This window comes from Cryobacterium soli (assembly GCF_003611035.1).
GTDB classification, from domain to species: Bacteria; Actinomycetota; Actinomycetes; order Actinomycetales; family Microbacteriaceae; genus Cryobacterium; species Cryobacterium soli.
The window spans coordinates 2,352,900-2,377,615 of record NZ_CP030033.1; the positions used below are offsets into that span (position 1 = coordinate 2,352,900).

The window sequence follows — 24,716 nt, forward strand, 5'->3', positions numbered from 1 at the left end:
TCAGGATGCCAGGGCACAGCACAGGAGGGTGCCGGCCGAAGCCTGAGCACCCTCCGTTCAAGCCGGGACGCGTCCCGGGACAGTTGCCGTTAGCGGCGGTCGAGGACCGTCTTGACGCCCCACCAGACCGCGGTTCCCACCACGGCGGCGGCGCCGAGGGCGATGCCCGCCAGTGCGGTCGGGTTCTCGTCGCCGAGGCGGTGCAGACCCAGCGTGAACCGCCGGGTGTTGATCTTGATCTGCTTGGGCACGTTGAGCTTGTACTCGATGGCGTCCAGGGTGCCGGCCAGTTCGGCCCGGGCACGGGCCGCTTCGGCTCGCAACTCTCCCGTGCTGTGGTGCTCGGGCTTGGCTTCGACGGCCTTAGCGGAGCCGGACCGGGGCGCGGTGTTATCGGTGGTCATACTGGCCAACTCCCTTGAATGCGTCGACGTCCTTCTGGATGCTCGCCGTCACGCCCTCCGGGTCGTGGCTGGTGCCCTTCTTGACCCGGTTGAGCCCGATCAGGGCCAGGATCACCGCGATCAGGAGCAGGGCGACCGCCACGATGAGCGCGGCCAGCCAGAGCGGCAGCACCAGGTCGAGGGCGATGACGGCCAGCGCGATGAACACGATGACCGCGAGGAACGCGAAGACGGCCGCGCCGATGAACAGGCCCAGGCCGATGCCCACGTTCTTCGCCTTGCCGGAGATGTCGGCCTTGAAGGCGTCGATCTCAGCCTTGACCAGGGCGGTGATCTGGCCCGGGAGCTCGCTGAGGAGCGTGAACAGGGACTGCTTGCTCTTGGGGTTATACCCGCTGTTACTCACTGGCATCCTTCCTGGACTGTCGTCGTGAGATTACTCGGCGGTCGGCTCGGTCGCAGCGTCCTTCGCGGACGCTGCCGCTGAGGTGGCCGAGCTCGCTGCCGCCTTGGCCGACTTCGTGGCGGAGGCCGCGGCCTTGGTGGCGGCGGTGGCGCTGCCAGCCGTGCCTTCGGCGGCATCCTGGCCCTTGTCGGTCTTGTTCTGCACGGCTGAGACGACCTTCTTGCCGGCCTCGAACAACACGCCGGGCACGTCGCCGACGCGCTCGAGGGCGAAGTCGCGCACCTCGTTCACGCGGCGCTGCACCGGCGGACGGTGCCACAGGTCGGACGCGGCAGAGGCGATCTGGTCGTAGCGCTTACGACCGGCGCGGGCGCCCAGCACGTAGCCGACGAGCCCACCCGTGATGAAAAGAAGTTTTCCCCGCATTGTGACTCCATTCCTTTACGTTCATGTATTCCCAGCGTAACCCCCCGATCGAGAGAGGAACATGTGCACCGCGGGGCGAACAGCCCCTGATCAGAGGTCTAGCACTGCCCGCCGGGCGCGGATACCCGCGGCGAGGGCGTCGGGGATCACCGACGCCAGACCGGTGCCGGACAGCCAGCCGCCGGTGACGTCCAGGCCCCGCGTACCCTCGACCACGTCGCGCACCTGGCGGATGCGCTCCGGCGCGCCGATGGTGGCCGGCGAGAGCCCGTCGCTCCACAGGGTGCGGGCGAATCCGCGTACCTGCTCCGGTGCGAGGTCGACGCCGAGGATGGCGGCGGCGTCGCGCACGGCGAGGCCCATGAACTCATCGTCCGAGAGGTCGAGGGTGGGCACCGGCGCACCCGCGCGCCCGTAGGAGAGTCGCACCACGTGCCGGCCTGGCGGGGTGAGGGCGTCGATCCAGGCCCATTTGGCGGTGATGTGGGTGAGCGCCTTGGCCGTGACACCGGGGGTGCCGACCGCGACAAGAACGCCGGTGCCGCGCGGCTGCGCGTCCAGGGCTGGTGCGTCGAGCACCAGGGTCGCCAGCTCAACAGCGGCCGGGGCCGGCCAGTCGAGCGCGGCGAGAGCGGCGTACTCGGCGCCGAGCGGGGCGAGCAGGGCCAGGGCGGATGCCGCGGGAACGGCCAGGATCACGTGGCGGGCCTCGAGCGTGACCGGCTCGGCCGGGGCGGGGGCGGCGTCGGGCACGGCATCCGACACGGCGTCCGGCGGGGTGTCGGAGGCGGCGTCGGCGGCCGGGGCGTCCGCGGCGCATTCGACGAGCCAGCTGCGCACCGTCGTGTCGGTACCGTCCTCGGCGACGGTCGGGGTGTCGACAGGGCGGAACGAGGCCACGGCGGCGCCGGTGCGGATCTCGACGTCGAACCGCTCGAGGTCCTCGACGAGGGTGTCGACCAGACGGTGCATGCCGCCGCGGAGCCCGCGCACGGCCGAACCGGCCGGCGCGGCGATGCGCATGGCCGTGACGGCACCGGAGAGCGACCCGGCCGTGGTGAGGGTGCGGTTGAGCCCGGGGGCGACCACGTCGACCTCGAGGTCGACGGCGTCGGTGGCGTAGACCCCGCCGGCGACCGGGTTGACCAGGCGGTCGAGCACCTTGCTACCCATGCGCTTCTGCACGAGCTCGCCGAGGCTGTGCTCGCGGCCGATCTTGAGCACCGGCATCAGCCGGTCGGCGTAGGCGCGCAAGGCACCGGACCAACCGATCGCGCGGCGCACGTCGTCGGCCAGCGGCGACCCGGGGATGCCGAGCACCCCGGCGCGCGGCAGCGGTACCGACACCGGCGCCCCGCCGGGGCGGAGGGGCGGCAGGTGCAGCCAAGCGCCGGCCGGGTTCGGTTCGATGATCTGGTCGGTGAGGCCGAGGTTGGCCACGAACGCGGCCACGGTGTTGCCGCGCACGGCGAAGCTCTCGGCCCCAGCGTCGAGCGGAAGACCGGCGACCTCGTGGCCCGCCACGGCGCCGCCGACGACGTCCGCGGCCTCCAGGACGAGCACGTTCAGCCCGAGGTGGGCACACTCGCGGGCGGCCACCAGGCCGGCGACACCTCCGCCGATGACGATGACGTCCAACATGTCCTTGCTTTCCGCCCGCTGCATCCCCGCCGCCGGCACTGTGCGTGTGAGAGCTGAGCGCTAGAGCGCGAGTGAGGAGGTGGAGCTGGTCTCGTGCACGAACTTGACGACCCGGGTGAGCACATCAGGGTCGGTCTCCGGCGGCACACCGTGGCCGAGGTTGAGCACGTGGCTGGGCGCCGTGCGGCCGCGTTCGAGCACGTCGAGCACATGTGCTTCGAGAACCGGCCAGGGGGCGTTGAGCAGGGCTGGGTCGAGGTTGCCCTGCACGGGAACCACACCGCCCAGGCGCCGGCTGGCCTCGTCGAGCGGCACCCGGTAGTCCACGCCGACGACGTCGGCTCCGATGCCGTGCATGGCCTTGAGCAGCTCGCCGGTGCCGACACCGAAGTGCACGACAGGCACGTTGCGGCGCACCGACTCGGGGTCCGCGGCCAGGTCGCCGACGTTCTCCACGAAGGTGAGGTCGCGGACGTGGGCGATCGCGGCGGTGGAGGCGGGGGCGACGAAGCGCGTGTAGTCGTCGAGCGAGAGCGCGCCGGCCCAGGAGTCGAACAGCTGGGCGGCGCTGGCTCCCGCGAGCACCTGGGCGCGCAGGAACCGGCCGGTGACGTCGGCGGTCCAGGCCATCAGGGCGGCCCAGGCGTCGGGGTCGGAGTGCATGAGCGTGCGCGCGTGGATGTGGTCCTTGGACGGGCCGCCCTCGACGATGTAGGCGGCCAGGGTGAACGGCGCGCCGGCGAAGCCGATCAGCGGGGTGGAGCCGAGCTCCGCCACCGTGCGGGCGACGGCCTGGCTGATGGGGGCCAGCGCCGTGTCGAGCACGGCCGGGTCGAGCGCGGTGAGGCGTTCGACATCCGCCGCGGTGCGCACCGCCTGGGCGAGCACCGGGCCCTTGCCTGCGACGATCTCGACCTCGACGCCCACGAGCTTGAGCGGCACGACGATGTCGCTGAAGAGGATGCCGGCGTCCACGCCGTGCCGGCGCACCGGCTGCAGGGTGATCTCGCTGGCCATCTCCGGGTCGAGGCAGGCGTCGAGCATGCGGGTGCCCACCCGCAGTTCGCGGTATTCGGGCAGCGAACGGCCGGCCTGGCGCATGAACCAGACCGGGGTGACGGCCGGACGGGTGCCCTGGTAGGCCCGCACGAGCCGGGAGTCGGAGGTGAGGCCGGAAGAGAGTGGGTGCGTCGCGTCGAGATTCATCACCTTCGATTCTCCTCTACATCCGCTCCGGGAACGATTCGAGGTGCCGCACTACACAACGTAGAATTGACCGGTGTTGATTTGTCTGTCCGCGAACCACAAGAACTCCAGCTTCGACGTGCTCGAAAAGCTCTCTGTCGGCGCGGACGAGGCAGCGGGCGGAATGCTCACCGGGCATGACGCGCTCAGCGGCGCCGTAGTGGTGGCCACCTGCAACCGCTTCGAGGCCTACCTCGACCTGGACGAACCCTTCGGCGTCTCCCCCCTTCCCGCGGTGTATGCCGCGATCGACGCCGTGAGCGCGAGCACCGGTGTGAGCGCCGCGCTGCTGCGCGACACCCTCGACCTCGTGCACGGCAACGGCGTGGCCGAGCACCTCTTCGCCGTCACCAGCGGACTCGAGTCCGTGGTGGTGGGCGAAGGCGAGATCGCCGGCCAGGTGCGCCGCGCCCTCGAAGAGGCCCGCGCGGCCGGTACCACGAGCCCCGAGCTCGAGCGCCTCTTCCAGCGTGCCTCGCAGACCTCTCGCGGGGTGAAGAACCGCACCGGCATCGGCGCCGCCGGGCGTTCACTCGTGCGTCTGTCGCTCGAGCTGGCCGAGAGCCGCGTCACCGACTGGGCGCGCACCCGGGTGTTGCTGGTGGGCACGGGCCGTTACGCCGGCGCCTCGCTGGCCGCGCTCCGCGACCTGGGCGTCACCGATGTGCGTGTCTACTCCCCCTCCGGCCGCGCCGAGCGCTTCGCCGCGTCGCACGACATCCAGGCCCTGGCCACGGATGCCGACGCGTTGGCCGCCGAGACCGCGCTGGCCGACCTGATCCTCACCTGCACCACGGTAGAGCACCACGTCATCGATGCGGGCATCCTGCTCGCCGGCCGCGCCCTCGTGGCCGCCCGGAAGGCCGCCGCCGAGGCTGCCCCCTCGGCCGCACAGCTGCGCTCCTGCCCGGTGGGCGCCGATGTGGAGGCCACGCGTCAGCTGGTCATCGACCTCGGCCTGCCGCGCAACGTGGACCCGGACGTGAGCGAGGTGGACGGCGTCGAACTGCTCGACCTGGAGACCATCCGCATCCACGCGCCGCTCGAAGAACTCAACGCCACCAGCGAGGCCCGCCGCCTGGTCGACCGCGCCGCCCGCAAGTTCTCGGCCGTGGCCGAGGAGCAGAGCCTGGCCCCCGCTGTCGTGGCGCTGCGCTCCTACGTCTTCGACATCCTCGACGCCGAGATCGAACGCGCGCACGCCCGCGGCGACAGCAGCGAGCAGACCGAGTCGGCGCTGCGGCACCTGGCCGGGGTGCTGCTGCACACCCCCATGGTGCGTTCGCGCGAACTCGCCCGCGCGGGTGAGCAGGATGCGTTTCTGGGCGGGCTCGACGCTCTCTTCGGCATCGATGTGACCCTGCCGGAGGCCAGTGTCGCCGGCCTGCCGACGGCCCCCGGCGTGGCCGGCGTCACCGACATCTCCAGCGCCGCCTCCTAGCGTGCGCGCGGTCTGGTTCGACCGGTTCGGTGCTCTGCCCGAACTGCGCGAGGTGCCCGACCCGGAGCCCAGCTCCGCCGGCGTCGTGGTGCGGGTGGAGGCCACCGGGCTCTGCCGCAGCGACTGGCACGGCTGGCTGGGCCACGACGACGGCATCGCTCTGCCGCACGTCCCGGGGCACGAGCTCGTCGGCGTGATCGCGGCCGCAGGGCCTCTCGTCACCCGCTTCGCCGTGGGGCAGCGGGTCACCGTGCCGTTCGTCTGCGCCTGCGGCGACTGCCCGGAGTGCGCCACCGGCAACGCCCAGGTCTGCCGCAACCAGACCCAGCCCGGTTTCACCCACTGGGGTTCCTACGCCGAGAAGGTGGCGCTGCACAACGCCGACGTCAACCTCATTGCCGTGCCGGACGACCTCGACGCCGGTGCCGCGGCGCTGCTCGGCTGCCGGTTCGCCACCTCCTACCGCGGGCTCGTGCACCAGGCCACGCTGCTCGCCGGCGAGACCCTCGTGGTGATCGGCTGCGGCGGAGTGGGCCTGTCCGCGGTGATGATCGGCGCGGCCCTCGGGGCCCGGGTGATCGCGGTGGACATCAGCGTGGACGCCCTCGCGGCCGCGGCCCGCGCCGGCGCCGCCTACACGGTCAACTCCAGCGGGATGACCGACGCCGCGGTCGTGGACCGGGTGCGTCTGCTCGCCGGCGGCGACGGCGCCCAGGTGTCGGTGGAGGCGCTCGGCCGGGAGAACACGGTGGGCATCGCCATCCGCTCCCTGGCCACCCGCGGCCGTCACGTGCAGATCGGCCTGCTCGCCGAGGACCCGCGCGTGCCACTGGGTCTGGTGATCGGCGGGGAGCTCGCCGTGCTCGGCAGCCACGGCATGGCCGCCGGCGACTACCCCGAGCTGATGGCGCTGGTGACCAGTGGCCGGCTGCGCCCGCAGGACCTGATCAGCCACCGCATCCCGCTCGCCGACGCGCCGGCGGCCCTCGCCGCCATGTCGGCGCCCGAGCCCGCGGCCGGCGTCACCCTGATCGACCTCACCCTGCCCTAGCCGCACTCCCCGCGGGTACTCGGCCCTGTGCTCCGCCACGAGGTCGGCCACGGGTCGGCTACGAGGTGCGCGGGCGCCACGCCGCTGCGCCGCTGGCACGCCACACGCGAAACGGCGCCTGACCCGCGCCACTCGAAGTGCGGGTCAGGCGCCGTTGCGCGGGCCTCCGGCGGGCGGATGCGGCGGGGCGGTTACGCTCCGCGCAGGCGCACGGCCAGGTAGGCGTCGAGCTCGGCCAGGGGCACGCGCTCCTGCGCCATGGTGTCGCGGTCGCGCACGGTCACGGCCTGGTCCTCGAGCGAGTCGAAGTCCACCGTGATGCAGTACGGGGTGCCGATCTCGTCCTGGCGGCGGTACCGGCGGCCGATGGCGCCGGCGTCGTCGAAGTCCACGTTCCAGGACTCGCGCAGGCGTGCGGCCAGCGAGCGGGCCATCGGCGAGAGGGCCTCGTTGCGCGAGAGCGGCAGCACCGCGGCCTTGATCGGGGCCAGGCGCGGGTCGAGCTTGAGCACGGTGCGCTTGTCGACGCCGCCCTTCGCGTTGGGCACTTCTTCCTCGTGGTAGGCATCCACCAGGAACGCCATCAGCGAGCGGGTGAGGCCGGCCGCGGGCTCGATCACGTAGGGGATCCAGCGCTCGTTCTTCGTCTGGTCGAAGTAGGAGAGGTCCTTGCCGCTGGCCTCTGAGTGCGTCTTGAGGTCGAAGTCGGTGCGGTTGGCCACACCCTCGAGCTCGCCGAACTCGCTGCCGGAGAAACCGAAGCGGTACTCGATGTCGACGGTGCGCTTGGAGTAGTGCGAGAGCTTCTCCTGGGCGTGCTCGAAGAGGCGCAGGTTCTCCGGGTCGATGCCCAGGCCCGTGTACCAACCCATCCTCTGGTCGATCCAGTACTGGTGCCATTCCTCGTCGGTGCCGGGCTCGACGAAGAATTCCATCTCCATCTGCTCGAACTCACGGGTGCGGAAGATGAAGTTCCCGGGGGTGATCTCGTTGCGGAAGCTCTTGCCGATCTGGCCGATGCCGAACGGGGGCTTCATACGAGCGGCCTGCAGCACATTCGCGAAGTTCACGAAGATGCCCTGCGCGGTCTCGGGGCGGAGGTACACCATGCCGGCCTCTTCGTCGACCGGGCCGAGGAAGGTCTTGAGCAGGCCGGAGAAGGCGCGCGGCTCGGTCCAGGTGTGCCGATTGCCGCAGTTGGGACAGGCGATGCCGTCGATGCCGCCCTCGGGGGCGCGGCCCTTCTTCTCCTCGAACTCCTCGACGAGGTGGTCCTCGCGGAAGCGCTTGTGGCAGCTGGTGCACTCGACCAGCGGGTCGGAGAAGACCTCGACGTGGCCGGAGGCCTCCCAGACCTTGCGCGGCAGGATGACGGAGGAGTCCAGGCCCACGACGTCGTCGCGGCTCGTGACCATGAAGCGCCACCACTGCTTCTTGATGTTCTCCTTGAGCTCCACACCGAGGGGCCCGTAGTCCCAGGCCGACCGGCTACCGCCGTAGATCTCACCGGCCTGGAAGACGAACCCACGGTGGCGGGCGAGGGCGATGACGGAATCAAGACGGGAAAGTGCGGCCACGGTGGCTCCAATGGTCCAAAAGGATGGTCAAAATGCGGGCGAGGGCCCGGAATACGGATGGATTCATTTTAGCGAGGCGGGCGCCACCCCCGATCACGGGCATTGCCAGCCGCGCACCGCACCCGTACATTCGGAGACGTTCGCCCGACGCAGCGCATTTTCCCGCTCTTCCGTCGTCGCCATCGACCGGCTCCGGGGGGAGGACCGCGTGCTGCAGGACGCTGAGCGAGGCGCGCCAGGTCGCGGCCTACCCGACCTCGGCCTGACCCGCCGCACCGTGCTGGCGTCCCTCGGCCTGTCGCTGGCGCTGGCCGGATGCGCCGCCCTGACCCCTGAGACCCCTCCCGTGGCCACCCGGGCCGCGGTTATCCCGCCGCCGAGACCGCTCCCCCGGCCGGTGCCCGCCGTGGCGCCCGGGCCCGTGCCGGCTCTGCTTCCGGCTCCGAACCTGGCCCGGGTTCCCGTGCCGCCGGGCACCCTGTCCGACCTGCCCGGCGACGCCGGCCTGTTGGCCTGGACCGTGGACGACGGCTCGAGCAGCGAGGTGGTCGCCCGGTATGTGCGGTTCGCCGCCGACACGGGCATCCGCCTCACCTTCTTCGTGACCGGCTACTACGACGCCTGGACCGACAACGCTGCGCTGCTGCGGCCCTTGGTGGCCACCGGGCAGATCCAGCTGGGCAACCACACCTGGTCGCACCCCGACCTCACCACGCTGTCGGATGCCGACGTCAGCGGCGAACTCGGCCGCAACCACGACTTCATCACCGACACCTTCGGCACGGATGCCCGGCCCTATTTCCGCCCGCCCTACGGCGCGCACGACAACAGGGTGGATGCGCTGGCCGCCGACCTGGGCTACACGGTGCCGACCACCTGGTACGGCTCGCTCTCGGACTCCGGGTTGGAAACCGAACAGCAGGTGATCGACTTCGCGACCACCTGGTTCCTGCCAGAGCACATCGTGATCGGCCACCTCAACTTCGAGCCCGTCACCAACGTCTTCCCCCAGCTGCAGGCCCTCGTGCACGACCGCGGGCTCACCACGGTGACCCTCAACGACGTGTTCACCAGCGCGGCCCATCCGTAGGAAGCGGGTCGTCGACGGGTGCTCCGGCGACACGCGCAGGGCCGAACCCCCCGACAGGGTGACAGCCGGCTGTTACGGTTGACGGGTAACCCGGCAATTTGCTGTGAGTTTCAGTGTGTATCTCAAAGGGGAGTACCAATGGGCGCGACGTCCAGCATTCCGCAAGGCGCAACCGACGAACCAGACCTCACCCAGGACCCGGCGCTGCCGCCGGTGGCCCTGGATCCGACCATCCACGAGGCCGAGGAGGCCCACTGGACCCCGCTGAAGATCGGCATCTGGGTGGCCATCGCGCTGCTCGGCGGGCTGAGCTGGGTGATGCTGGCCGTGGTGCGCGGCGAGACCGTGAACGCCATCTGGTTCGTCTTCGCCGCGCTCTGCACCTACCTGATCGGCTACCGGTTCTACTCCAACTACATCCAGAAGCACCTGCTCCGGCCGGATGACCGCCGGGCGACCCCCGCCGAATACAAGGCCGACGGCAAGGACTATGCAGCCACCGACCGCCGGGTGCTCTTCGGCCACCACTTCGCCGCCATCGCCGGCGCCGGCCCCCTGGTGGGCCCGGTGCTCGCCGCGCAGATGGGCTACCTGCCCGGCACGATCTGGATCATCGTGGGCGTCGTGTTCGCCGGCGCGGTGCAGGACTACCTGGTGCTGTTCTTCTCGATGCGCCGCGGCGGCCGGTCGCTGGGCCAGATGGCCCGTGACGAGCTCGGCCGGGTCGGCGGCACGGCCGCCCTCATCGCCACCCTCACGATCATGGTCATCATCGTCGCCATCCTCGCCCTCGTCGTGGTCAACGCTCTCGCCGAGAGCGCCTGGGGCGTCTTCTCGGTCGGCATGACCATCCCGATCGCCCTGTTCATGGGCTGCTACCTGCGGTTCTTCCGGCCGGGCAAGGTCACCGAGATCTCGATCATCGGCTTTGTGCTGCTCATCGCCGCGATCGTCGGCGGCGGTGCGATCGCCGGCACCGAGTGGGGCGCCGCCATGTTCCATGTCGAGAAGGTGCCGCTGGCCATCGGCATCATCGTCTACGGTTTCGTCGCGGCGATCCTGCCGGTCTGGCTGCTGCTGGCCCCGCGCGACTACCTCTCCACCTTCATGAAGATCGGCACCATCGGCATGCTCGCCCTGGCGATCGTCATCGTGCGCCCCGAGATCACGGTTCCCGCGGTGAGCGAATTCGCCACCAGCGGCACCGGCCCGGTGGTCAGCGGAGCGCTGTTCCCGTTCCTCTTCGTCACCATCGCCTGCGGCGCCCTGTCCGGCTTCCACGCGTTGATCGCCTCCGGCACCACACCCAAGCTCATCGAGAAGGAACGCCAGACCCGGTTCATCGGCTACGGCGGCATGCTGATGGAATCGTTCGTGGCGATCATGGCCCTCGTGGCCGCGCTGTCGATCGACCGCGGCATCTACTTCGCCATGAACGCCTCGCCGGCCCTCACCGGCGGCACCGTGGAGGGCGCGGTCACCTTCGTCAACAGCCTCGGCCTGACGGGCGTCAACCTCACGCCCGACATGCTCACGCAGACGGCCAAGGACGTCGGCGAAGCATCCATCGTGTCGCGCACCGGCGGCGCCCCGACCCTGTCGGTGGGCCTGGCGCACATCATGCAGCAGGTGGCCGGCGGCAGTGGCATGATGGCGTTCTGGTACCACTTCGCGATCATGTTCGAGGCTCTGTTCATCCTCACCGCGGTGGATGCCGGCACCCGCGTGGCCCGGTTCATGCTGCAGGACAGCCTGGGCAACTTCTTCCCGAAGTTCAAGGACACCTCCTGGCGCACCGGCGCCTGGCTCACCACCGGCATCATGGTGGCGGCCTGGGGCGCGGTGCTCGTGATGGGCGTCACCGACCCGCTCGGCGGCATCAACACGCTGTTCCCGCTGTTCGGCATCGCCAACCAGTTGCTCGCCGCGATCGCGCTGGCCGTGTGCCTGGCCATCGTGGCCAAGCGCGGCATGTTCCGCTACCTCTGGATCGTCGCGGTGCCCCTGGCCTTCGCAGCCGTGGTCACCATCACGGCGTCGATCCTGAAGATCTTCTCGAGCGTGCCGTCGGTGGGCTACTTCGCCCAGAACGCGGCGTTCAGCAAGGCGCTGGCCGACGGGGAGACGAGCTTCGGCACGGCCACCTCGGTCGAGGCGATGGAGGCCGTGGTGCGCAACACCATGGTGCAGGGCATCCTGTCGATCGTGTTCGTCACGCTGGCCGTGATCGTGATCTTCACCGCCTTGCAGGCCACCTGGAACGCGTGGAAGACGCACTCGAACGCGACGAACGAAGACCTCGCCGTGCCGTCCCGCATCTTCGCGCCGTCCGGCATCCTGGCCACGCCGGCCGAGAAGGCCACCCAGGCGCTGTGGGATGCCCTCCCCAGCACCAAGCGCAAGGCCCGCGAGCACTGATGTCCGGCACACAGGGCGCCGCGGTGCCTGGGCTGTCGGGTGTGGTCCGCAGCGCCGTGGCCCGGCTCGCCTGGTACATCAGAGCGGTGTCGGGCGAGGACGCCTACGACAAGTACCGGGCGCACCACGAGTCGGTGCACGGGCCCGGCGAGGCAGAACCGATGCTCACCGAACGGGAGTTCTGGCGCGACCGCGCCGACCGGCAAGACAGCAACCCGCAGGGCCGCTGCTGCTGACCGGCTGCCCGATCTGAGACTCACGGCCCGCCCGGGTGGACATCCGGGCGGGCCGTAGCATTGAGGCGATGACTGATTCAACGAACCCCGTGACCAAGCCCGTCCTGAACAAGGACACCCGGCTCTGCATCTCGTTGGCCGCGCGGCCGAGCAACTTCGGCACCCGGTTCCACAACTACCTCTACGAGCAGTTCGGGCTGGACTTCGTCTACAAGGCCTTCACCACCACCGACCTGGCCGGCGCCATCGCCGGGGTGCGGGCGCTCGGCATCCGCGGTTGCTCGGTGTCGATGCCGTTCAAGGAGGACGTGATCGCCCTCGTCGACGAACTCGACGCCTCGGCCACGGCCATCCAGTCGGTGAACACCATCGTCAACGACGACGGCTACCTGCGCGCCTACAACACCGACTACATCGCCGCGGCCGACCTGCTGCGAAGCAACGCCCTCGACCCGGCCACGCCGTTCCTGCTGCGCGGCTCGGGCGGCATGGCCAAGGCCGTCGGCGCGGCGCTGCGCGACACCGGCTTCGCCCACGGCACCATCGTGGCCCGCAACGAGACGCGCGGCCGGGCGCTGGCCGACGAGCTCGGCTACGGCTGGCAGGCGGAGCCCGGCGACAGCACCGCGGCGCTGCTCGTGAATGTCACTCCGATGGGCATGGCCGGCGGCGCCCAGGCGGCCGAGTCGGCGTTCACCGACGCGGCCATCGCGGCCGCCGACACGGTCTTCGACGTCGTGGCACTGCCCGCCGAGACCCCGCTGATCCTGGCCGCCCGCGCGCAGGGCAAGACCGTCATCACGGGCGCAGAGGTGATCGCTCTGCAGGCGGCCGAGCAGTTCGAGCGCTACACCGGCGTGCGGCCCACACCCGAGCAGGTGCAGGCCGCCTCCGCCTTCGCCCGCGCATGAGCGAGGCGCCAGCCGAGCCGGTGAACGACGGCACGGCGGCTGCGGGCAGGTCAGACTCCGACGCAGTGACGGACGGTGCGGCGGCTGAAGGCAAGTCGGACATCCGCACGGCGCATCCGGACATCCTCGTGGCCGCGGTCGCCCTCATCCGCGAGCGCCGGGTGCTCATGGTCACCGCCGCGGCCGCGACGTGTGGTTCATGCCCGGCGGCAAGATCGACCCCGGTGAGACCGAGGCTGATGCCGCGGCCCGCGAAGCCTGGGAGGAGGTCGCCGTGCGCGTGGACCCGGTCGCCCTCGTGCCGTTGTTCACGGTCCTGATCCAGGCGCACGGCGAACCAGACGGCCGACTGGTGCGGATGGCGGTGTTCGGTGCCGAGACCGCCGACGACCCCGCGGCGAGCGCCGAGGTGAGCGCCGTGCACTGGGCATCCAGCGCCGACGAAGGCCGCTGCCCGCCCGCCGGCGTCGAGGTGCTCCGCCGCCTGCACGCCGCCGACCTCATCGACTGACCCGCCCCACCGGCGAACCGTGAGCAAAGACCGCTAGAACCCAAGGGGTATTTTTGGGGCTTAACTCACAGTTCGCGGGAGGGGACGCGGGCGTACCCTGCCTGCATGACCGACCACGTGCCCCTGCCCTGGGACCATATCCGGCTCTGGGAGATCGGACAGTTGCAGACCGACACCGGGCTGGGCCTCGAGCACTGGCTCGCGCGCATCCGGGACGTCGCGCCGACGACGCCCACCGAGCTGCGCGTCTGGCTCGCTCAGGAGGGGGTGAGCGGATATTCACGGGCGCTCCTGGTACACGAGACGTTCGGTTACCCCAACTCCACCGTGCGGGCCGCCGACCAGCTGCTTGACGCCCAGTACGCCGACCGTCCGACGCTCCGGCCGATCCTGGACGCCGTGCTGCTCTACGCGGGTGACCTCGACGATGTGGGCATCCGCACGCATGACACTCACGTAGCGCTGGCAGGCCCAAACCGCACCTTCGCCGTGATCCAACCGACCACCCAGAAACGGGTGGACCTGGGGCTCCGCATCGAGGTTCCCGCCGCGGCGCCGGACACCCGGCTGCAGCCGGCCACGCACCTCGGGGCCGACTTCCCGGCCAGCATCCCGCTCACCTCGGCCGGCCAGGTGGACTCAGAGGTCGCCGCCTGGCTCAAGTTCGCCTACGACACCGCCGGCTGAACCGGCGACCAACCCGACAGACCTGAATCCGACAAGCCCGAGCCCGACGACACGACGTCGGTCGAACCGGGCCGAACCCGCGGGGACACCGGGCACGCATGACGGCGAACTATAGCGTCGAGAGCCTGACTCGCACCACCCCCTCAGGGGTCCCGGGCGGAACTCTCGGTGCCGAGCCCCGTCTTGGCCAGTAGTGGCGCGAGGACGGTCGAACTGCGATTTCGTCACGGAAAAAACTTGATCTTCGGAGTTCACAGCTTTCTCTTGAACCACTGCGGAGGCCGCATGACGATGGTGCAATCCAGAGAAGGGCGCTCGACGTCCACGTCTCATGATCATCGATTCCTCAAGGAGAATCATGTCGAACACCACCCCAGGAAGCACAACTCCGAGCACCGACTACGACACCGGAACCGGAACCGGAACCGGCACCGGCACCGGCACCGGCCCGAGCCCGAGCACGAGCACGAGCACGAGCACGAGCACCGACAGCGGCACGGGGGGCACGCCCAGCGGCTCCGACACACGCCAGCGCGCATCCGATGTGAAAGACAGCGCGGCCGAGGCCGGCCAGCATGTCGCGGGCGTCGCCAAGGACGAGCTGCACCGAGTGGGCTCCGAGACCAAGCGGCAGGCCAAAGATCTCTACCGCCAGACCCAGGGCGAGCTGCGCGATCAGGCGGCATCTCAGCAGAAGCGGGTGGCCTCTGGCCTCCGCTCCCTCGGCGACGAGCTCGGCTCCATGGCCGACTCCTCCCAGGAGCAGGGCGTGGCCTCCGACCTCGTGCACCAGGCCGCCACGCGTGCCTCCGGAATCGCCAACTGGCTCGACCAGCGCGACCCGGGTTCGCTCGTGGACGAACTGAAGGTCTTCGCCCGCCGCCGGCCGGGCACGTTCATCGCCATCGCAGCCGTCGCCGGGGTTCTGGCCGGCCGCCTCACGCGGTCGGTGATCGCCGAGTCGAAGGAGTCCTCAGACGGCGACACACCGGGCAGCACCCACCGCGACGTCACGACCGGCACTCAGGTCGACACCACCCGGGTGACCGGGAGCGGCGTCGTCACAGGCGCGGACGCGGGAACCGGCACCGGTGCAGTTCCCCCGCTCACCACCCCCGCTCCCACGGGCATCCCCACGTCACCGGTTCCGCCGGTCGGCAGCCCGCCCCTGGCGGGCGCACCTGAATTCGGGGAACCACGATGAGCGACCTCCCCACCCCCTCCGAACGGAAGGCCGCCGACACCTCCCTCGGCGACCTCCTGGGCGAGGTCACCCGGGACGTATCCGATTTGATGCGACAGGAAGTCGCGCTGGCCAAGGCCGAGGTCCGTCAGTCGGCCAGCAAGGCCGGCAAGGGCGCCGGCCTGTTCGGCGGGGCCGGGTATGCAGGCCACCTCACCGTGCTCTTCCTGTCCCTTGCCGCCTGGTGGGGCCTCGGGCATGTCATGGACATCGCCTGGGCGGCCGTGATCGTGGCCATTGTGTGGGCCATCGTCGCCGCCGTCCTCTTCGTCCTTGGCCGGCGGGAGCTCAAGGCCGTGCGCGGCGCACCCGAAACCGTCGACTCCCTGAAGCAGATTCCAGACGCACTGAAAAGAAACGAGGAAAACCGATGAGCTCCTACAGCACACCTACCCCCGCATCCGACGACCCAGAGGTCCTGCGGGCCCAGATCGAAGAAACCCGGCGCGAGCTCGGCAGCGACGTCGACGCCCTGGCCGACAAGGTCGCACCGGGCAAGATCGTGCAGCGTCAGACCGACAAGGTCAAGGGCGCCTTCGGCTCGATGAAGGACAGGGTCATGGGATCGGCGTCCGACGCCGGGTCATCGCTCGGCGGCGTGGCGGACGAGGCCTCCGGCGTGGCCAGGAACGTCGCCGACCAAGCGAAGGGCAATCCACTCGCCGTGGGGCTGATCGCCTTCGGTGTGGGCTGGCTGGCCTCCTCGCTGATCCCCGCGAGCACCGCGGAGAAGAGGATCGCGTCCAACGTCAAGGATGCGGCAGAGCCTCTCGCCCACCAGGTGACGGACGCGGCGAAAGAGGTGGGCGAGAACCTCAAGCAGCCGCTGGCCGACGCGGCCGACGCCGTGAAGGGAACGGCGACCGACGCCGCCGGCACCGTGAAGGCCGAAACCACCTCGTCAGCCGACGACGTGAAGAACGAAGCCAAGCACGCCGGACAGGGCACCGCGGGGTAGCCCTCAGTGCCCGACACGTGATACCGACGACGAGGAGAGTGCCCGGTGGCCCGCAACGACACGAGTGAGAAGCAGCAGACGGCGCCGTCGCCCGACGATCCGCGCAAGCCGGACTCGCCGGGAGAGGTCGCCAAGCCGTCCTGGAAGTACGCGCTGCGCAAGACGGCTCGCGAGTTCACCGCGGACCAATGCACCGACCTCGCCGCGGCACTCACCTACTACGCCGTCCTGTCGATCTTCCCGGCGATGATCGCGATCATCTCGCTGCTGGGCGTGGTCGGGCAGGGTGAGCGGTCCACCGACACCGTGCTCTCGCTCATCAACCAGGTCGCTCCCGGCGGTACGGCCGATGTGCTGCGCGGCCCGCTCGAGCAGTTCAGCTCGTCGCCGGCCGCCGGGTTCGCCCTGGTCTTCGGCATCCTGCTGGCCATCTGGTCGGCCTCCGGCTACGTCGGCGCATTCAGCCGCGCGATGAACCGCATCTACGAGATCGAGGAGGGGCGCCCGTTCTGGAAGCTCCGCCCGGTGCAGCTGGGTGTGACGATCGTGAGCATCCTGCTGATCCTGATCATGGTCGTGATCCTGATCGTCTCCGGGCCCGTCACGGATGCGGTGGGCAGCGCGCTCGGCCTCGGCGAGACCGTGCAGATCGTCTGGTCCATCGCGAAATGGCCGATCCTGGCCCTCGCGGCGGTACTGATCATCGCCATCCTCTACTACGCCACCCCGAACGCCAAGCAACCGAAATTCCGCTGGATCAGCATGGGGGCCCTGGTCGCGTTGGTGACCCTGGTGATCGCCTCGTTCCTGTTCGGGCTCTATGTCACGAACTTCTCCAACTACGACCGCACCTACGGCTCCCTGGCCGGAGTCGTGATCTTCCTGTTGTGGCTCTGGATCGCCAACCTCGCCCTGCTCTTCGGCGGTGAATTCGACGCCGAACTGGAACGCGGCCGACAGCTGCAGGCCGGCATCGCGGCTGAGGAAGACATCCAGCTGCCGCCTCGGGACACCCGCAAGAGCGACAAGGCCGCCGAGAAGGAACGAGCCGATGTCGCCGACGGCCGACGCTTGCGCGAAGAAGGTGCCCGGCGCAGCAAGAAGTGACGCGTCGGCAGTCCCTCTGCCCTCATCCTCAGTCTCTGCTCCATCTCCCTGCCATCTGCTCCACCTCCGCGCCACGAAAGGACAACTGATGTACTTCCACGTGCAACGACTCATCCACGACATCGTCCAAGACGAGCCGGACCCGGCCGCCGCCAACGCCCTGCAGGAAGGCCTCGGCGGGCAGTTCGGCGAGATGCGCACCATGATGCAATACCTGTTCCAGGCGATGAACTTCCGCGGCCCGGCGGCCAAGCCCTACCGCGACCTGCTGCAGGGCATTGGCACCGAGGAGATCAGCCATGTCGAACTCATCGGCACCACGATCTCCCGGCTGCTGGACGGCTCGCCCCGGTACAACGGCACGGTGACCGATCCGCTCGACAAGGCCGGCTCCGGCGGCGCGATCCCCCTGGAGATCGCCCTGGACACGAGTAACATCCACCACTACCTCGTGGGCGCGCAGGGTGCGCTGCCCGTCGATGCCGCAGGCAACCCGTGGAGCGGGAGCTATGTCTACAACTCCGGCAACCTGGTTCTGGATCTGCTCTACAACCTCATGCTCGAATCCACGGGCCGGTTGCAGAAGTGCCGGATCTACGAAATGACCGACAACAAGACCGCCCGCTCCACCATCTCGTACCTCATCGTGCGGGACCAGGCGCACGAGAACGCCTACGCGAAGGCCTTGGAGACCTTGGGCGTGCACTGGAACACCCTGCTGCCGATCCCCAAGACCAACGCGGAGAAGTTCCCCGAGGTGAAGAAACTGCTCGACCTGAACCTGCACAGCAAGCAGTACACCTTCGACCTCGCAGGTCAGTCGGAGGCGGGCAAGATCTACCAGGGCATGTCCCCCTCCAAGGACGGCACCAACCTGGTCGCCGACGAACAGGCCCCGGAAGGCGTGCCCTCGGTGATCGCCCCCGAGCGGATGGAGGAGTTTGCGCCAGGACTGGACCCCGACCTGCTCGAGCTGATTCAGGCCACCGCGCTGATGGAGATGGCCGAGGTGGACGCCAGCTACGGCCCGGTCACATCGTGAGGGCCCTCACCTGGCAGGGTAAACGTTCTGTCAGCGTCGAAACCGTGCCGGATCCTGTCATCGAAGAGCCCACGGATGTCGTCATCCGGATCACCTCGACGGCCATCTGCGGTTCGGACCTGCACCTCTACGAGGTCCTTGGACCGTTCCTGTCGGCCGGGGACGTGCTCGGCCACGAGTCCATGGGCGTCGTGGAAGAGGTGGGCGCCGAGGTGCGCACCCTCCAGCCGGGCGACCGGGTGGTGATCCCGTTCGTGATCGCCTGCGGGCACTGCTTCATGTGCCGGCGCGGGCTGACCACGCAGTGCGAGACCACCCAGAACCGCGCGCATGACAGCGGTGCCTCGCTCTACGGGTATACCGAGCTGTACGGCTCGGTGCCCGGCGGCCAGGCCGAACGGCTGCGGGTGCCGCTGGCCGACTTCAACGCGCACAAGGTCGGCCACGACCTGCCCGACGAGCGGTACCTGTTCCTCAGCGACATCCTGCCCACCGCCTGGCAGGGGGTGTCCTACGCGGACCTGCCCGAAGGCGGCGTACTCGGAGTGCTCGGTCTCGGCCCGGTCGGACAGTTCGTGGGACGCATCGGCCGGCATCTCGGCCACCGTGTCGTGGCCGTCGACCCGGTCCCCGAGCGCCGCCTGATGGCCGAACGGTACGGCATCGAGGCCCTGGACCTCACCGAGGATGCCCTCGACCAGTTGCGCGACCGCACCGACGGGCGCGGCCCCGATTCGGTGGTGGATGCGGTGGGCCTCGAGGCTCACGGCGCGCCAGGGGCCGGCTTCGCCCAGGCGGCCGTTGGGCTGCTGCCGGACGCCCTGGCCAAGAAGGTGATGACCACGGCGGGGCTCGACCGACTCAGCGCCCTGAACCTCGCCTTCGGTTCCGTGCGGCGCGGCGGCACCGTCTCGCTCAGCGGCGTCTACGCCGGGGTGGCCGATCCGCTGCCGATGCGCTCGCTCTTCGACAAGCAGGTCACGATCCGGATGGGTCAGTGCAATGTGCAGCGCTGGCTCGACGAGGTGGTTCCCCTGGTGGAAGACCCGTCCGACCCGCTGGGCGTGCAAGACCTGGTGACGCACCGGGTGCCGCTGGAGAGGGCGCCGGAGATGTACGAGTTGTTCCAGAAGAAGGAGAAGGGCTGCATCAAGGTTGTGCTGACGCCCTGAGGGGGATGCGTGCGGGGACGGGGATGCGGAAACGACGATGAAGCGAATCACCTACAACGGCGAGCCGCTCGTTACCGGCTCGAGTGTCAGCGCTGCCCTCGTGCATTATGTGACCCACGTCTCGACCGCGGCGACGGCCGTCGCGGTCGAGATCCCGGTTCTGGAGCACAACGGCACCGTGCGCTCGCACACCCTGATCCTCAGTGCGACCACGCAACTGGACGTCAAGGACGTCGACGGAGTAGCCGACGGGGAGGAGAACAGGTTCCCGGTCCCCCGGTTCCCGCGCACGAGCGAGGAGGCCTTTCCCCTGGCCGCCGCCGACATCTCGACCCTGGTCCCGATCCTGGACGAGGACCTCCTGACGGGAGCTGACCGGGACGGAACGGACCGGGTGGCGCCCTGACCCGACTGGCAGCATCCGGCCCGTCAGCTTCCCGGTTCGGCACTGAGCAGCAGCCCGTGCCCGCTGTTGGCCGACAGCGTCAGCGCCTCGATCCACGCCCGGTTGAGACTCGGGGTTTTCCCGCCGTAGTACTTGAAATACAGGGGGATGCCCGGATGCAGCCACACACTGGACCGGCCTGCGCCAACCGTGGGCGAGTCGTTCCAGGACAGGAAGAAGCTCTCGCCCCGGCGCAGCTTGGAACCGATGACGACCTGCAGGTGCACGAGGGCGCGGTCGTCGAATTCGACCTCGATACCGTCGTAGATGAGCTTTCCGATGATGTGACTCCTTTGGTGTGCCGGTCTCAGGCCCGCTGGCCCAGTTCGGCCAGTAGTGCGGGCAGCTCGAGCACGAGTTCGCGGGCGAGGTACCCGGTGGGGCCTACCCCGGCATTCAACCTGTCGCCCGCCGCGGCGTGCAGGTAGGTGCCCCAGCAGGCCGCCTGTGCGGGGCCGGCGCCGCGGGCGAGCAGGCCGGCGATGGCGCCGGCAAGCACGTCTCCGCTGCCCGAGGTGGCCAGTCCGCCCTGGCCGGTGCCCGCCAGCCAGAGCTGCCCGTCGGGAGCGGCGATGACGCCCTGGCAGCTCACGGTGGCCGCATAGCGGGTCGCGATCTCGGCGATGTCGTCGCAGAGGTCCTCCGGACCGCCGTCGGGGGCAGCCGTGAGTTCGCGGCCGAGCAGCACCGCCGCCTCGGCCGGGTTAGGGGTCAGTACCAGCTCCTCGGCCGAATGGTACCCGTCGCCGAGGCCCGGCAACGCGCCAAGGGCATAGGCGTCCAGGAGCAGCCGGGTGTCGCTGCCCAGCAGCCCGGGCAGAACACTCAGCAGCGCTCGCGCCTCCTCGGCGTCGTCGAGGCCGCTGCCGACCACGACGGCGTCGGCCGCCCGGAGCTCGGCGGCGAGCGCCTCGAGGCCACCGCCCCGCACCGAACCGGCGGTGGTCTCCGCGAGGCCCACCACACCGCTCTCCGGCAGCACCACGGCAAGGGGCACCGCGACGGATGCCGCGACACCTAGCGTGAGCCGGCCGGCGCCCACCCGCAGCGCGGCGGTTCCGGCCAACAGCGCCGCGCCCGGCGACTTGCGTGCCCCGCCGATCACCACGATCTGGCCGCGGTCGTACTTGGACCGGGCGCCGGCGGGCACCGGCCACTCCCGCAGCAGGTCGGGGGTGATCACCACGGGGTCAGAACGGGAGGACATCGTCGTCCTTCGAGGTGTGCGACGTCACGTCTGCTCCCGCCGTGAGCAGGTGCGAGACGTCGTTGTAGCCGTCGACCTGCCACGGTGCCCCCTGGTCCGGGCGCACCAGCCGGGTGATCGAGCCGTTGAGCAGAGGATCAGTGGCGGCCAGGCGCAGGGCATCGGGTTCGGCCAGGCCCTCGCAGACCACCCGGAACAACAGGATCACGGCGTCGTGCGACACCACCAGGGCGGTCGGGCCGGTGTCGTCGGCGTCGAGAACGGCCAGGAACGAGCGGATGCGCAGCGCGACATCCGCCCAGGACTCGCCCCCGGGCGGCCGGTAGTAGAACTTCCCCAGCCGGCGGCGACGGGCTGCCTCGATCGGCAGCCGGTGCTCCACTCCGCGGTGGGTGAGCAGGTCGAGGACGCCGAGTTCCCGGTCGCGCAGCCTCTCGTCGGTGACGAGCCGGCGATCCCCTGGCCGGCCGGCCAGCGCGATGCCCGCGGTCTCCGCGGCCCGGCGGTACGGCGACACCCAGACCGAGTCGGGGTACTCCTCCCGCGGCCGGGAATCGAACCAGCGGCGGAGCGCGGTGGCCTGCTCTGTTCCCGTGGTCGTCAGCGGAACATCCGCGTCGCGCACCGGCATGTCGATGATCTCGGCGCCGGCGGCTTCGGCGGCTGAGGCGGCCACGTTCGCGGCGCTCTCGCCGTGCCGCACGAGAATCAGGGTGCGCGCTCCGCCGGGCTGATCGACGAGGGCTCTGAGCCCGCCTTTCTTCATTTCTTCCTCCGCGCTGAGAAGTGAGTCGAGTCGTGCCGGGTGGTCACGTCGTGACCACCCGGGTGGCGCAGCACCGTGCCCGAGTGCGCCGCTAGAAGCCGCGGCCTCCCGTCACAGGCACGACGGCGCCCGAGATGTAGGAGGCCTCCGGCGAGGCCAGGAACACGTACGCTGAAGCCAGCTCGGCCGGCTGGCCGGCGCGGCCCAGCGGGGTCTCCTGGCCGAAGGTGGGCAGTTTGTCGGGCCAGGACGTCGCCGGGATCAGCGGCGTCCAGATCGGGCCCGGCGCCACGGCGTTCACCCGCACACCCGTTGAGCCCAGCTGCTGGGCGAGCGCCTGGGTGAAGGCCACCAGGGCGGCCTTGGTCATCGCGTAGTCGATGAGCTCGGGCGACGGGCTGGACGCCTGGATGGACGACGTCGAGATGATCGACGAGCCCGGCGCCAGGTGCGGGATGGCCGTACGCGCGATCCACAGGGTGGCATAGAGATTGGTCTTGAACACCCGGTCGAACTCCTGGGTCGAGAGGTTCTCCAGACCGTCGCGGTTCTCCTGGTAGGCGGCGTTCAGCACAAGGATGTCGAGGCCGCCGAGCTCGGTCACGGTCTGATTGACGATCGAGATGCAGTGCCCCTCCTCGCGGATGTCGCCGGGCAGCAGGAGTGCTGTGCGACCGGCGTCGCGGATCACGGCGGCGGTCTCCTCGGCATCCGCCTGTTCTTCGGGCAGGTAGGAGATGGCGACGTCGGCGCCCTCCCTGGCGTACGCGATGGCCACGGCCCGGCCGATGCCGGAGTCACCGCCGGTGATCAGCGCGCGCTTGCCGGTGAGCTTGCCGCTGCCCCGGTAGGTCTCTTCGCCGTGATCGGGTCGCGGCTCGGTCGCCGCGGTGAGACCGGGCTGCTCCTGCTCCTGCTTGGGGAATCCGTCGGAGAAATACTTGGTGGTTGGATCTTCGCTGCGAGTCATGCTGGGCTCCTTGAATGACGTCGGTGTGTCCCTCATCTGCGTCGGGCAGGGTTCACTACGAATAAGACGGAACTGCACCCGGAAACGTCATGGTTTCGGTGCCCCGGCGTGACGTCACGGCGCGGCGAACGCCGGAGTCCGAACGCGTGCGCGGTCGGGGAGCCCCGCCTCATGGGCGACGCGCACTCAGCGGTGCAGGATGCCGTGCCCTCGCACGGTCACGTGCGGCTCGCCGGGGCTGCCGGCGTCACATCGGTCAGGTGGTCGCCGCCTGCCAGCGGCTCCGCTTCCTGCCGGCGCACGGCAGCGCGCCCGAGCAGCAGCGTGCCGCCGAAGCCGATCACCAGGGCCGCGAGCACACCGAGGTTGGCGAAGGCCCAGTCGCCGTCCCGGCCGCCGAGACCGAGGGGCTCGAGGAGGTAGCCCTGCCAGGCCAACCAACCGGCGAACCCGTTGGTGACCAGGCCCCAGCCCACGACCGAGCCGAGGCTGATGAGCACGATCGCGAGCACCCGCACCCGCCCGTACCGGCCGGCGGGGTCGAAGAGGTCGGCGGCAGAGTAGCCGGTGCGGCGCATCAGCACGTCGGCCATGAAGATGCCGCACCAGGCGGCGACGGGCACGCCCAGGGTGATCAGGAAGCCCTGGAACGGGCCGAGGAAGTCGGCCGCGAAGAAGACCACGTAGATCGAGCCGAGCACCATGAGCACCCCGTCGATCCCGGCCGCCACGGAGCGGGGCACCCGCACGCCGGCGCTGAGCAGCGCCAGGCCGGAGGAGTAGATATCGAGCACGGCCCCGCCGACGAGACCGAGCACGGCGGTGAGGGCGAATGGGATCAGGAACCACACCGGCAGGATCGTGGTGAGCGCGCCGATCGGGTCGAGCGCGATGGCCGCGCTCAGCTCGGGCGAGGACCCGGCCAGGAGGAGCCCGAACATCAGGAGGATCACGGGGGCCAGGGAGGCGCCGAAGGTGGTCCACCCGACGACGCCGGCGCTGGACGCCGACCGCGGCAGGTACCGAGAGTAGTCGGCTGCCGCGTTGACCCAGCCCAGCCCGAATCCGGTCATCATGAACACCAGCGCCCCGATCACCTGCGGCGTGGACCCGGCCGGGATCGCCGCGAGGGTGGCCCCGTCGATCTGGCCGACGGTGAGCACGATGTACACCACGGTGAGCACGCCGGTGACGACGGTGATCCACATCTGCAGCTTCATGATGAAGTCGAAGCCGATGATGCCGCCGGTCACGATGAGGGCGGCCACGACGAGCAGCGCCACGACCTTGGTCGCATCCCCGCCCTCCCAGCCGAGTTCGCGCAAGACCGTGGCGGTGGCCAGCACGGCCAGGGACGCGAGGACCGTCTCCCATCCCACGGTGAGCAACCAGGACAGCGCGGAGGGAACCCGGCTGCCGGTGACGCCGAACGCGGCCCTGGTCAGGGTCATGGTGGGCGCATGCCCGCGCTTGCCGGCCAGGGCGATGAACCCGCAGAACAAAAAGGACACGACGATGCCGACCAGGCCCACGATCGTGGCCTGCCAGAACGAGATGCCGAAGCCGAGCAGGAAGGATCCGTAGCTCACGCCGAGGACCGACACGTTGGCCGCGAACCAGGGCCAGAAGAGGTCCCGAGGCCGGCCGCGGTGCTCGCTCTGATCGATCGAGTTGATGCCGTTCTGCTCCACACTCAGCGCTGTGCTCTGGTCGCTCATGCGACGAGACTACTCGCACGATAGCCGCGCGGCGGATTGCGACT

Annotated in this window: 26 protein-coding genes; 15 read left to right on the top strand and 11 right to left on the bottom strand. The window is 70.0% G+C overall.

Annotated features, from left to right (window positions below; all coding sequences use genetic code 11):
* Nucleotides 1-89 precede the first annotated feature (89 nt).
* The 5 genes from DOE79_RS10795 to hemE form a co-directional block, all read right to left on the bottom strand.
* Nucleotides 90-404, bottom strand: coding sequence for a DUF3618 domain-containing protein (locus DOE79_RS10795; RefSeq protein WP_084020510.1), 315 nt, complete (start codon nucleotides 402-404; stop codon nucleotides 90-92).
* A complete protein-coding gene (locus DOE79_RS10800) occupies nucleotides 391-810 on the bottom strand; it encodes a phage holin family protein (RefSeq protein WP_162942709.1) in 420 nt (139 codons plus the stop codon). The genes DOE79_RS10795 and DOE79_RS10800 overlap by 14 nt, the downstream gene beginning before the upstream one ends.
* 30 nt (nucleotides 811-840) lie before the next feature.
* Nucleotides 841-1,236 carry a hypothetical protein gene (locus DOE79_RS10805; RefSeq protein ID WP_120338488.1) on the bottom strand — a complete coding sequence of 132 codons (396 nt, stop codon included), beginning with the start codon at nucleotides 1,234-1,236 and terminating at the stop codon, nucleotides 841-843.
* Between the two features lie 90 nt (nucleotides 1,237-1,326).
* Nucleotides 1,327-2,877, bottom strand: a complete 1,551-nt coding sequence (locus DOE79_RS10810) for a protoporphyrinogen/coproporphyrinogen oxidase (protein WP_245976895.1) — start codon at nucleotides 2,875-2,877, stop codon at nucleotides 1,327-1,329.
* 60 nt (nucleotides 2,878-2,937) lie between these two features.
* On the bottom strand, nucleotides 2,938-4,083 hold the full coding sequence (gene hemE, locus DOE79_RS10815) for a uroporphyrinogen decarboxylase (protein ID WP_120338490.1): 1,146 nt from the start codon (nucleotides 4,081-4,083) through the stop codon (nucleotides 2,938-2,940).
* A gap of 73 nt (nucleotides 4,084-4,156) precedes the next feature.
* Here hemE and DOE79_RS10820 point away from each other — a divergent pair, with 73 nt between their 5' ends.
* Both DOE79_RS10820 and DOE79_RS10825 read left to right on the top strand, forming a co-directional pair.
* Nucleotides 4,157-5,563: a glutamyl-tRNA reductase gene (locus DOE79_RS10820; protein WP_120338491.1), complete on the top strand. Its 1,407-nt coding sequence runs from the start codon at nucleotides 4,157-4,159 to the stop codon at nucleotides 5,561-5,563.
* A gap of 1 nt (nucleotide 5,564) precedes the next feature.
* Nucleotides 5,565-6,614, top strand: a complete 1,050-nt coding sequence (locus DOE79_RS10825) for an alcohol dehydrogenase catalytic domain-containing protein (RefSeq protein ID WP_120338492.1) — start codon at nucleotides 5,565-5,567, stop codon at nucleotides 6,612-6,614.
* Between the two features lie 191 nt (nucleotides 6,615-6,805).
* Here DOE79_RS10825 and DOE79_RS10830 read toward each other — a convergent pair whose 3' ends face one another.
* Nucleotides 6,806-8,191, bottom strand: coding sequence for a glycine--tRNA ligase (locus DOE79_RS10830; RefSeq protein WP_120338493.1), 1,386 nt, complete (start codon nucleotides 8,189-8,191; stop codon nucleotides 6,806-6,808).
* A 208-nt stretch (nucleotides 8,192-8,399) separates the two neighbouring features.
* Here DOE79_RS10830 and DOE79_RS10835 point away from each other — a divergent pair, with 208 nt between their 5' ends.
* From DOE79_RS10835 to DOE79_RS10895, 13 genes are all read left to right on the top strand, one after another.
* Nucleotides 8,400-9,281 carry a polysaccharide deacetylase family protein gene (locus DOE79_RS10835; protein ID WP_220094213.1) on the top strand — a complete coding sequence of 294 codons (882 nt, stop codon included), beginning with the start codon at nucleotides 8,400-8,402 and terminating at the stop codon, nucleotides 9,279-9,281.
* 138 nt (nucleotides 9,282-9,419) lie between these two features.
* Entirely contained in the window at nucleotides 9,420-11,699 is a 2,280-nt protein-coding gene (locus DOE79_RS10840; protein ID WP_120338494.1) for a carbon starvation CstA family protein, read from the top strand.
* Entirely contained in the window at nucleotides 11,699-11,935 is a 237-nt protein-coding gene (locus DOE79_RS10845; protein ID WP_120338495.1) for a YbdD/YjiX family protein, read from the top strand. The genes DOE79_RS10840 and DOE79_RS10845 overlap by 1 nt, the downstream gene beginning before the upstream one ends.
* A 68-nt stretch (nucleotides 11,936-12,003) precedes the next feature.
* Nucleotides 12,004-12,846 (top strand): shikimate 5-dehydrogenase, encoded by an 843-nt coding sequence (locus tag DOE79_RS10850; RefSeq protein WP_120338496.1) that lies wholly within the window; start codon nucleotides 12,004-12,006, stop codon nucleotides 12,844-12,846.
* Nucleotides 12,847-13,045: 199 nt separating this feature from the next.
* Nucleotides 13,046-13,357 (top strand): NUDIX domain-containing protein, encoded by a 312-nt coding sequence (locus DOE79_RS20890; protein WP_245976896.1) that lies wholly within the window; start codon nucleotides 13,046-13,048, stop codon nucleotides 13,355-13,357.
* A gap of 105 nt (nucleotides 13,358-13,462) precedes the next feature.
* Nucleotides 13,463-14,044: a hypothetical protein gene (locus DOE79_RS10860; RefSeq protein ID WP_120338497.1), complete on the top strand. Its 582-nt coding sequence runs from the start codon at nucleotides 13,463-13,465 to the stop codon at nucleotides 14,042-14,044.
* Nucleotides 14,045-14,402: 358 nt separating this feature from the next.
* The gene (locus tag DOE79_RS10865) at nucleotides 14,403-15,248 is read left to right on the top strand and encodes a hypothetical protein (RefSeq protein WP_162942710.1); all 846 of its coding nucleotides are present in this window, start codon (nucleotides 14,403-14,405) and stop codon (nucleotides 15,246-15,248) included.
* Nucleotides 15,245-15,661, top strand: a complete 417-nt coding sequence (locus tag DOE79_RS10870) for a phage holin family protein (protein ID WP_120338499.1) — start codon at nucleotides 15,245-15,247, stop codon at nucleotides 15,659-15,661. The genes DOE79_RS10865 and DOE79_RS10870 overlap by 4 nt, the downstream gene beginning before the upstream one ends.
* Complete coding sequence (locus DOE79_RS10875; protein ID WP_120338500.1) at nucleotides 15,658-16,245, top strand: DUF3618 domain-containing protein; 588 nt, start codon at nucleotides 15,658-15,660, stop codon at nucleotides 16,243-16,245. The genes DOE79_RS10870 and DOE79_RS10875 overlap by 4 nt, the downstream gene beginning before the upstream one ends.
* Nucleotides 16,246-16,290: 45 nt before the next feature.
* Nucleotides 16,291-17,352 carry a YihY/virulence factor BrkB family protein gene (locus DOE79_RS10880; protein ID WP_120338501.1) on the top strand — a complete coding sequence of 354 codons (1,062 nt, stop codon included), beginning with the start codon at nucleotides 16,291-16,293 and terminating at the stop codon, nucleotides 17,350-17,352.
* A gap of 88 nt (nucleotides 17,353-17,440) precedes the next feature.
* Nucleotides 17,441-18,394: a manganese catalase family protein gene (locus DOE79_RS10885; RefSeq protein ID WP_120338502.1), complete on the top strand. Its 954-nt coding sequence runs from the start codon at nucleotides 17,441-17,443 to the stop codon at nucleotides 18,392-18,394.
* The gene (locus DOE79_RS10890) at nucleotides 18,391-19,566 is read left to right on the top strand and encodes an alcohol dehydrogenase catalytic domain-containing protein (protein WP_120338503.1); all 1,176 of its coding nucleotides are present in this window, start codon (nucleotides 18,391-18,393) and stop codon (nucleotides 19,564-19,566) included. Before DOE79_RS10885 ends, DOE79_RS10890 begins: the two co-directional genes overlap by 4 nt.
* 37 nt (nucleotides 19,567-19,603) lie before the next feature.
* The gene (locus DOE79_RS10895; RefSeq protein WP_120338504.1) at nucleotides 19,604-19,972 is read left to right on the top strand and encodes a hypothetical protein; all 369 of its coding nucleotides are present in this window, start codon (nucleotides 19,604-19,606) and stop codon (nucleotides 19,970-19,972) included.
* A gap of 23 nt (nucleotides 19,973-19,995) precedes the next feature.
* Here DOE79_RS10895 and DOE79_RS10900 read toward each other — a convergent pair whose 3' ends face one another.
* The 5 genes from DOE79_RS10900 to DOE79_RS10920 form a co-directional block, all read right to left on the bottom strand.
* Nucleotides 19,996-20,238 (bottom strand): DUF7882 family protein, encoded by a 243-nt coding sequence (locus DOE79_RS10900; RefSeq protein ID WP_342767913.1) that lies wholly within the window; start codon nucleotides 20,236-20,238, stop codon nucleotides 19,996-19,998.
* Between the two features lie 80 nt (nucleotides 20,239-20,318).
* On the bottom strand, nucleotides 20,319-21,218 hold the full coding sequence (locus DOE79_RS10905; protein WP_120338506.1) for an NAD(P)H-hydrate dehydratase: 900 nt from the start codon (nucleotides 21,216-21,218) through the stop codon (nucleotides 20,319-20,321).
* Nucleotides 21,202-21,984, bottom strand: a complete 783-nt coding sequence (locus DOE79_RS10910) for a histidine phosphatase family protein (protein WP_120338507.1) — start codon at nucleotides 21,982-21,984, stop codon at nucleotides 21,202-21,204. The genes DOE79_RS10905 and DOE79_RS10910 overlap by 17 nt, the downstream gene beginning before the upstream one ends.
* A gap of 91 nt (nucleotides 21,985-22,075) precedes the next feature.
* The gene (locus DOE79_RS10915; RefSeq protein ID WP_120338508.1) at nucleotides 22,076-22,954 is read right to left on the bottom strand and encodes an SDR family oxidoreductase; all 879 of its coding nucleotides are present in this window, start codon (nucleotides 22,952-22,954) and stop codon (nucleotides 22,076-22,078) included.
* Nucleotides 22,955-23,172: 218 nt separating this feature from the next.
* On the bottom strand, nucleotides 23,173-24,672 hold the full coding sequence (locus tag DOE79_RS10920) for a purine-cytosine permease family protein (protein WP_120338509.1): 1,500 nt from the start codon (nucleotides 24,670-24,672) through the stop codon (nucleotides 23,173-23,175).
* Nucleotides 24,673-24,716: the final 44 nt, after the last annotated feature.

What these genes read in the sequence shown, in the direction of transcription:
- DOE79_RS10795 (WP_084020510.1), bottom strand. Translation starts at nt 404, where the DNA reads ATGACCACCGATAACACCGCGCCCCGGTCCGGCTCCGCTAAGGCCGTC.
- DOE79_RS10805 (WP_120338488.1), bottom strand. Translation starts at nt 1,236, where the DNA reads ATGCGGGGAAAACTTCTTTTCATCACGGGTGGGCTCGTCGGCTACGTG.
- DOE79_RS10810 (WP_245976895.1), bottom strand. Translation starts at nt 2,877, where the DNA reads ATGTTGGACGTCATCGTCATCGGCGGAGGTGTCGCCGGCCTGGTGGCC.
- hemE (WP_120338490.1), bottom strand. Translation starts at nt 4,083, where the DNA reads ATGAATCTCGACGCGACGCACCCACTCTCTTCCGGCCTCACCTCCGAC.
- DOE79_RS10840 (WP_120338494.1), top strand. Translation starts at nt 9,420, where the DNA reads ATGGGCGCGACGTCCAGCATTCCGCAAGGCGCAACCGACGAACCAGAC.
- DOE79_RS10845 (WP_120338495.1), top strand. Translation starts at nt 11,699, where the DNA reads ATGTCCGGCACACAGGGCGCCGCGGTGCCTGGGCTGTCGGGTGTGGTC.
- DOE79_RS10850 (WP_120338496.1), top strand. Translation starts at nt 12,004, where the DNA reads ATGACTGATTCAACGAACCCCGTGACCAAGCCCGTCCTGAACAAGGAC.
- DOE79_RS20890 (WP_245976896.1), top strand. Translation starts at nt 13,046, where the DNA reads ATGCCCGGCGGCAAGATCGACCCCGGTGAGACCGAGGCTGATGCCGCG.
- DOE79_RS10860 (WP_120338497.1), top strand. Translation starts at nt 13,463, where the DNA reads ATGACCGACCACGTGCCCCTGCCCTGGGACCATATCCGGCTCTGGGAG.
- DOE79_RS10865 (WP_162942710.1), top strand. Translation starts at nt 14,403, where the DNA reads ATGTCGAACACCACCCCAGGAAGCACAACTCCGAGCACCGACTACGAC.
- DOE79_RS10870 (WP_120338499.1), top strand. Translation starts at nt 15,245, where the DNA reads ATGAGCGACCTCCCCACCCCCTCCGAACGGAAGGCCGCCGACACCTCC.
- DOE79_RS10875 (WP_120338500.1), top strand. Translation starts at nt 15,658, where the DNA reads ATGAGCTCCTACAGCACACCTACCCCCGCATCCGACGACCCAGAGGTC.
- DOE79_RS10885 (WP_120338502.1), top strand. Translation starts at nt 17,441, where the DNA reads ATGTACTTCCACGTGCAACGACTCATCCACGACATCGTCCAAGACGAG.
- DOE79_RS10895 (WP_120338504.1), top strand. Translation starts at nt 19,604, where the DNA reads ATGAAGCGAATCACCTACAACGGCGAGCCGCTCGTTACCGGCTCGAGT.
- DOE79_RS10905 (WP_120338506.1), bottom strand. Translation starts at nt 21,218, where the DNA reads ATGTCCTCCCGTTCTGACCCCGTGGTGATCACCCCCGACCTGCTGCGG.
- DOE79_RS10910 (WP_120338507.1), bottom strand. Translation starts at nt 21,984, where the DNA reads ATGAAGAAAGGCGGGCTCAGAGCCCTCGTCGATCAGCCCGGCGGAGCG.
- DOE79_RS10915 (WP_120338508.1), bottom strand. Translation starts at nt 22,954, where the DNA reads ATGACTCGCAGCGAAGATCCAACCACCAAGTATTTCTCCGACGGATTC.
- DOE79_RS10920 (WP_120338509.1), bottom strand. Translation starts at nt 24,672, where the DNA reads ATGAGCGACCAGAGCACAGCGCTGAGTGTGGAGCAGAACGGCATCAAC.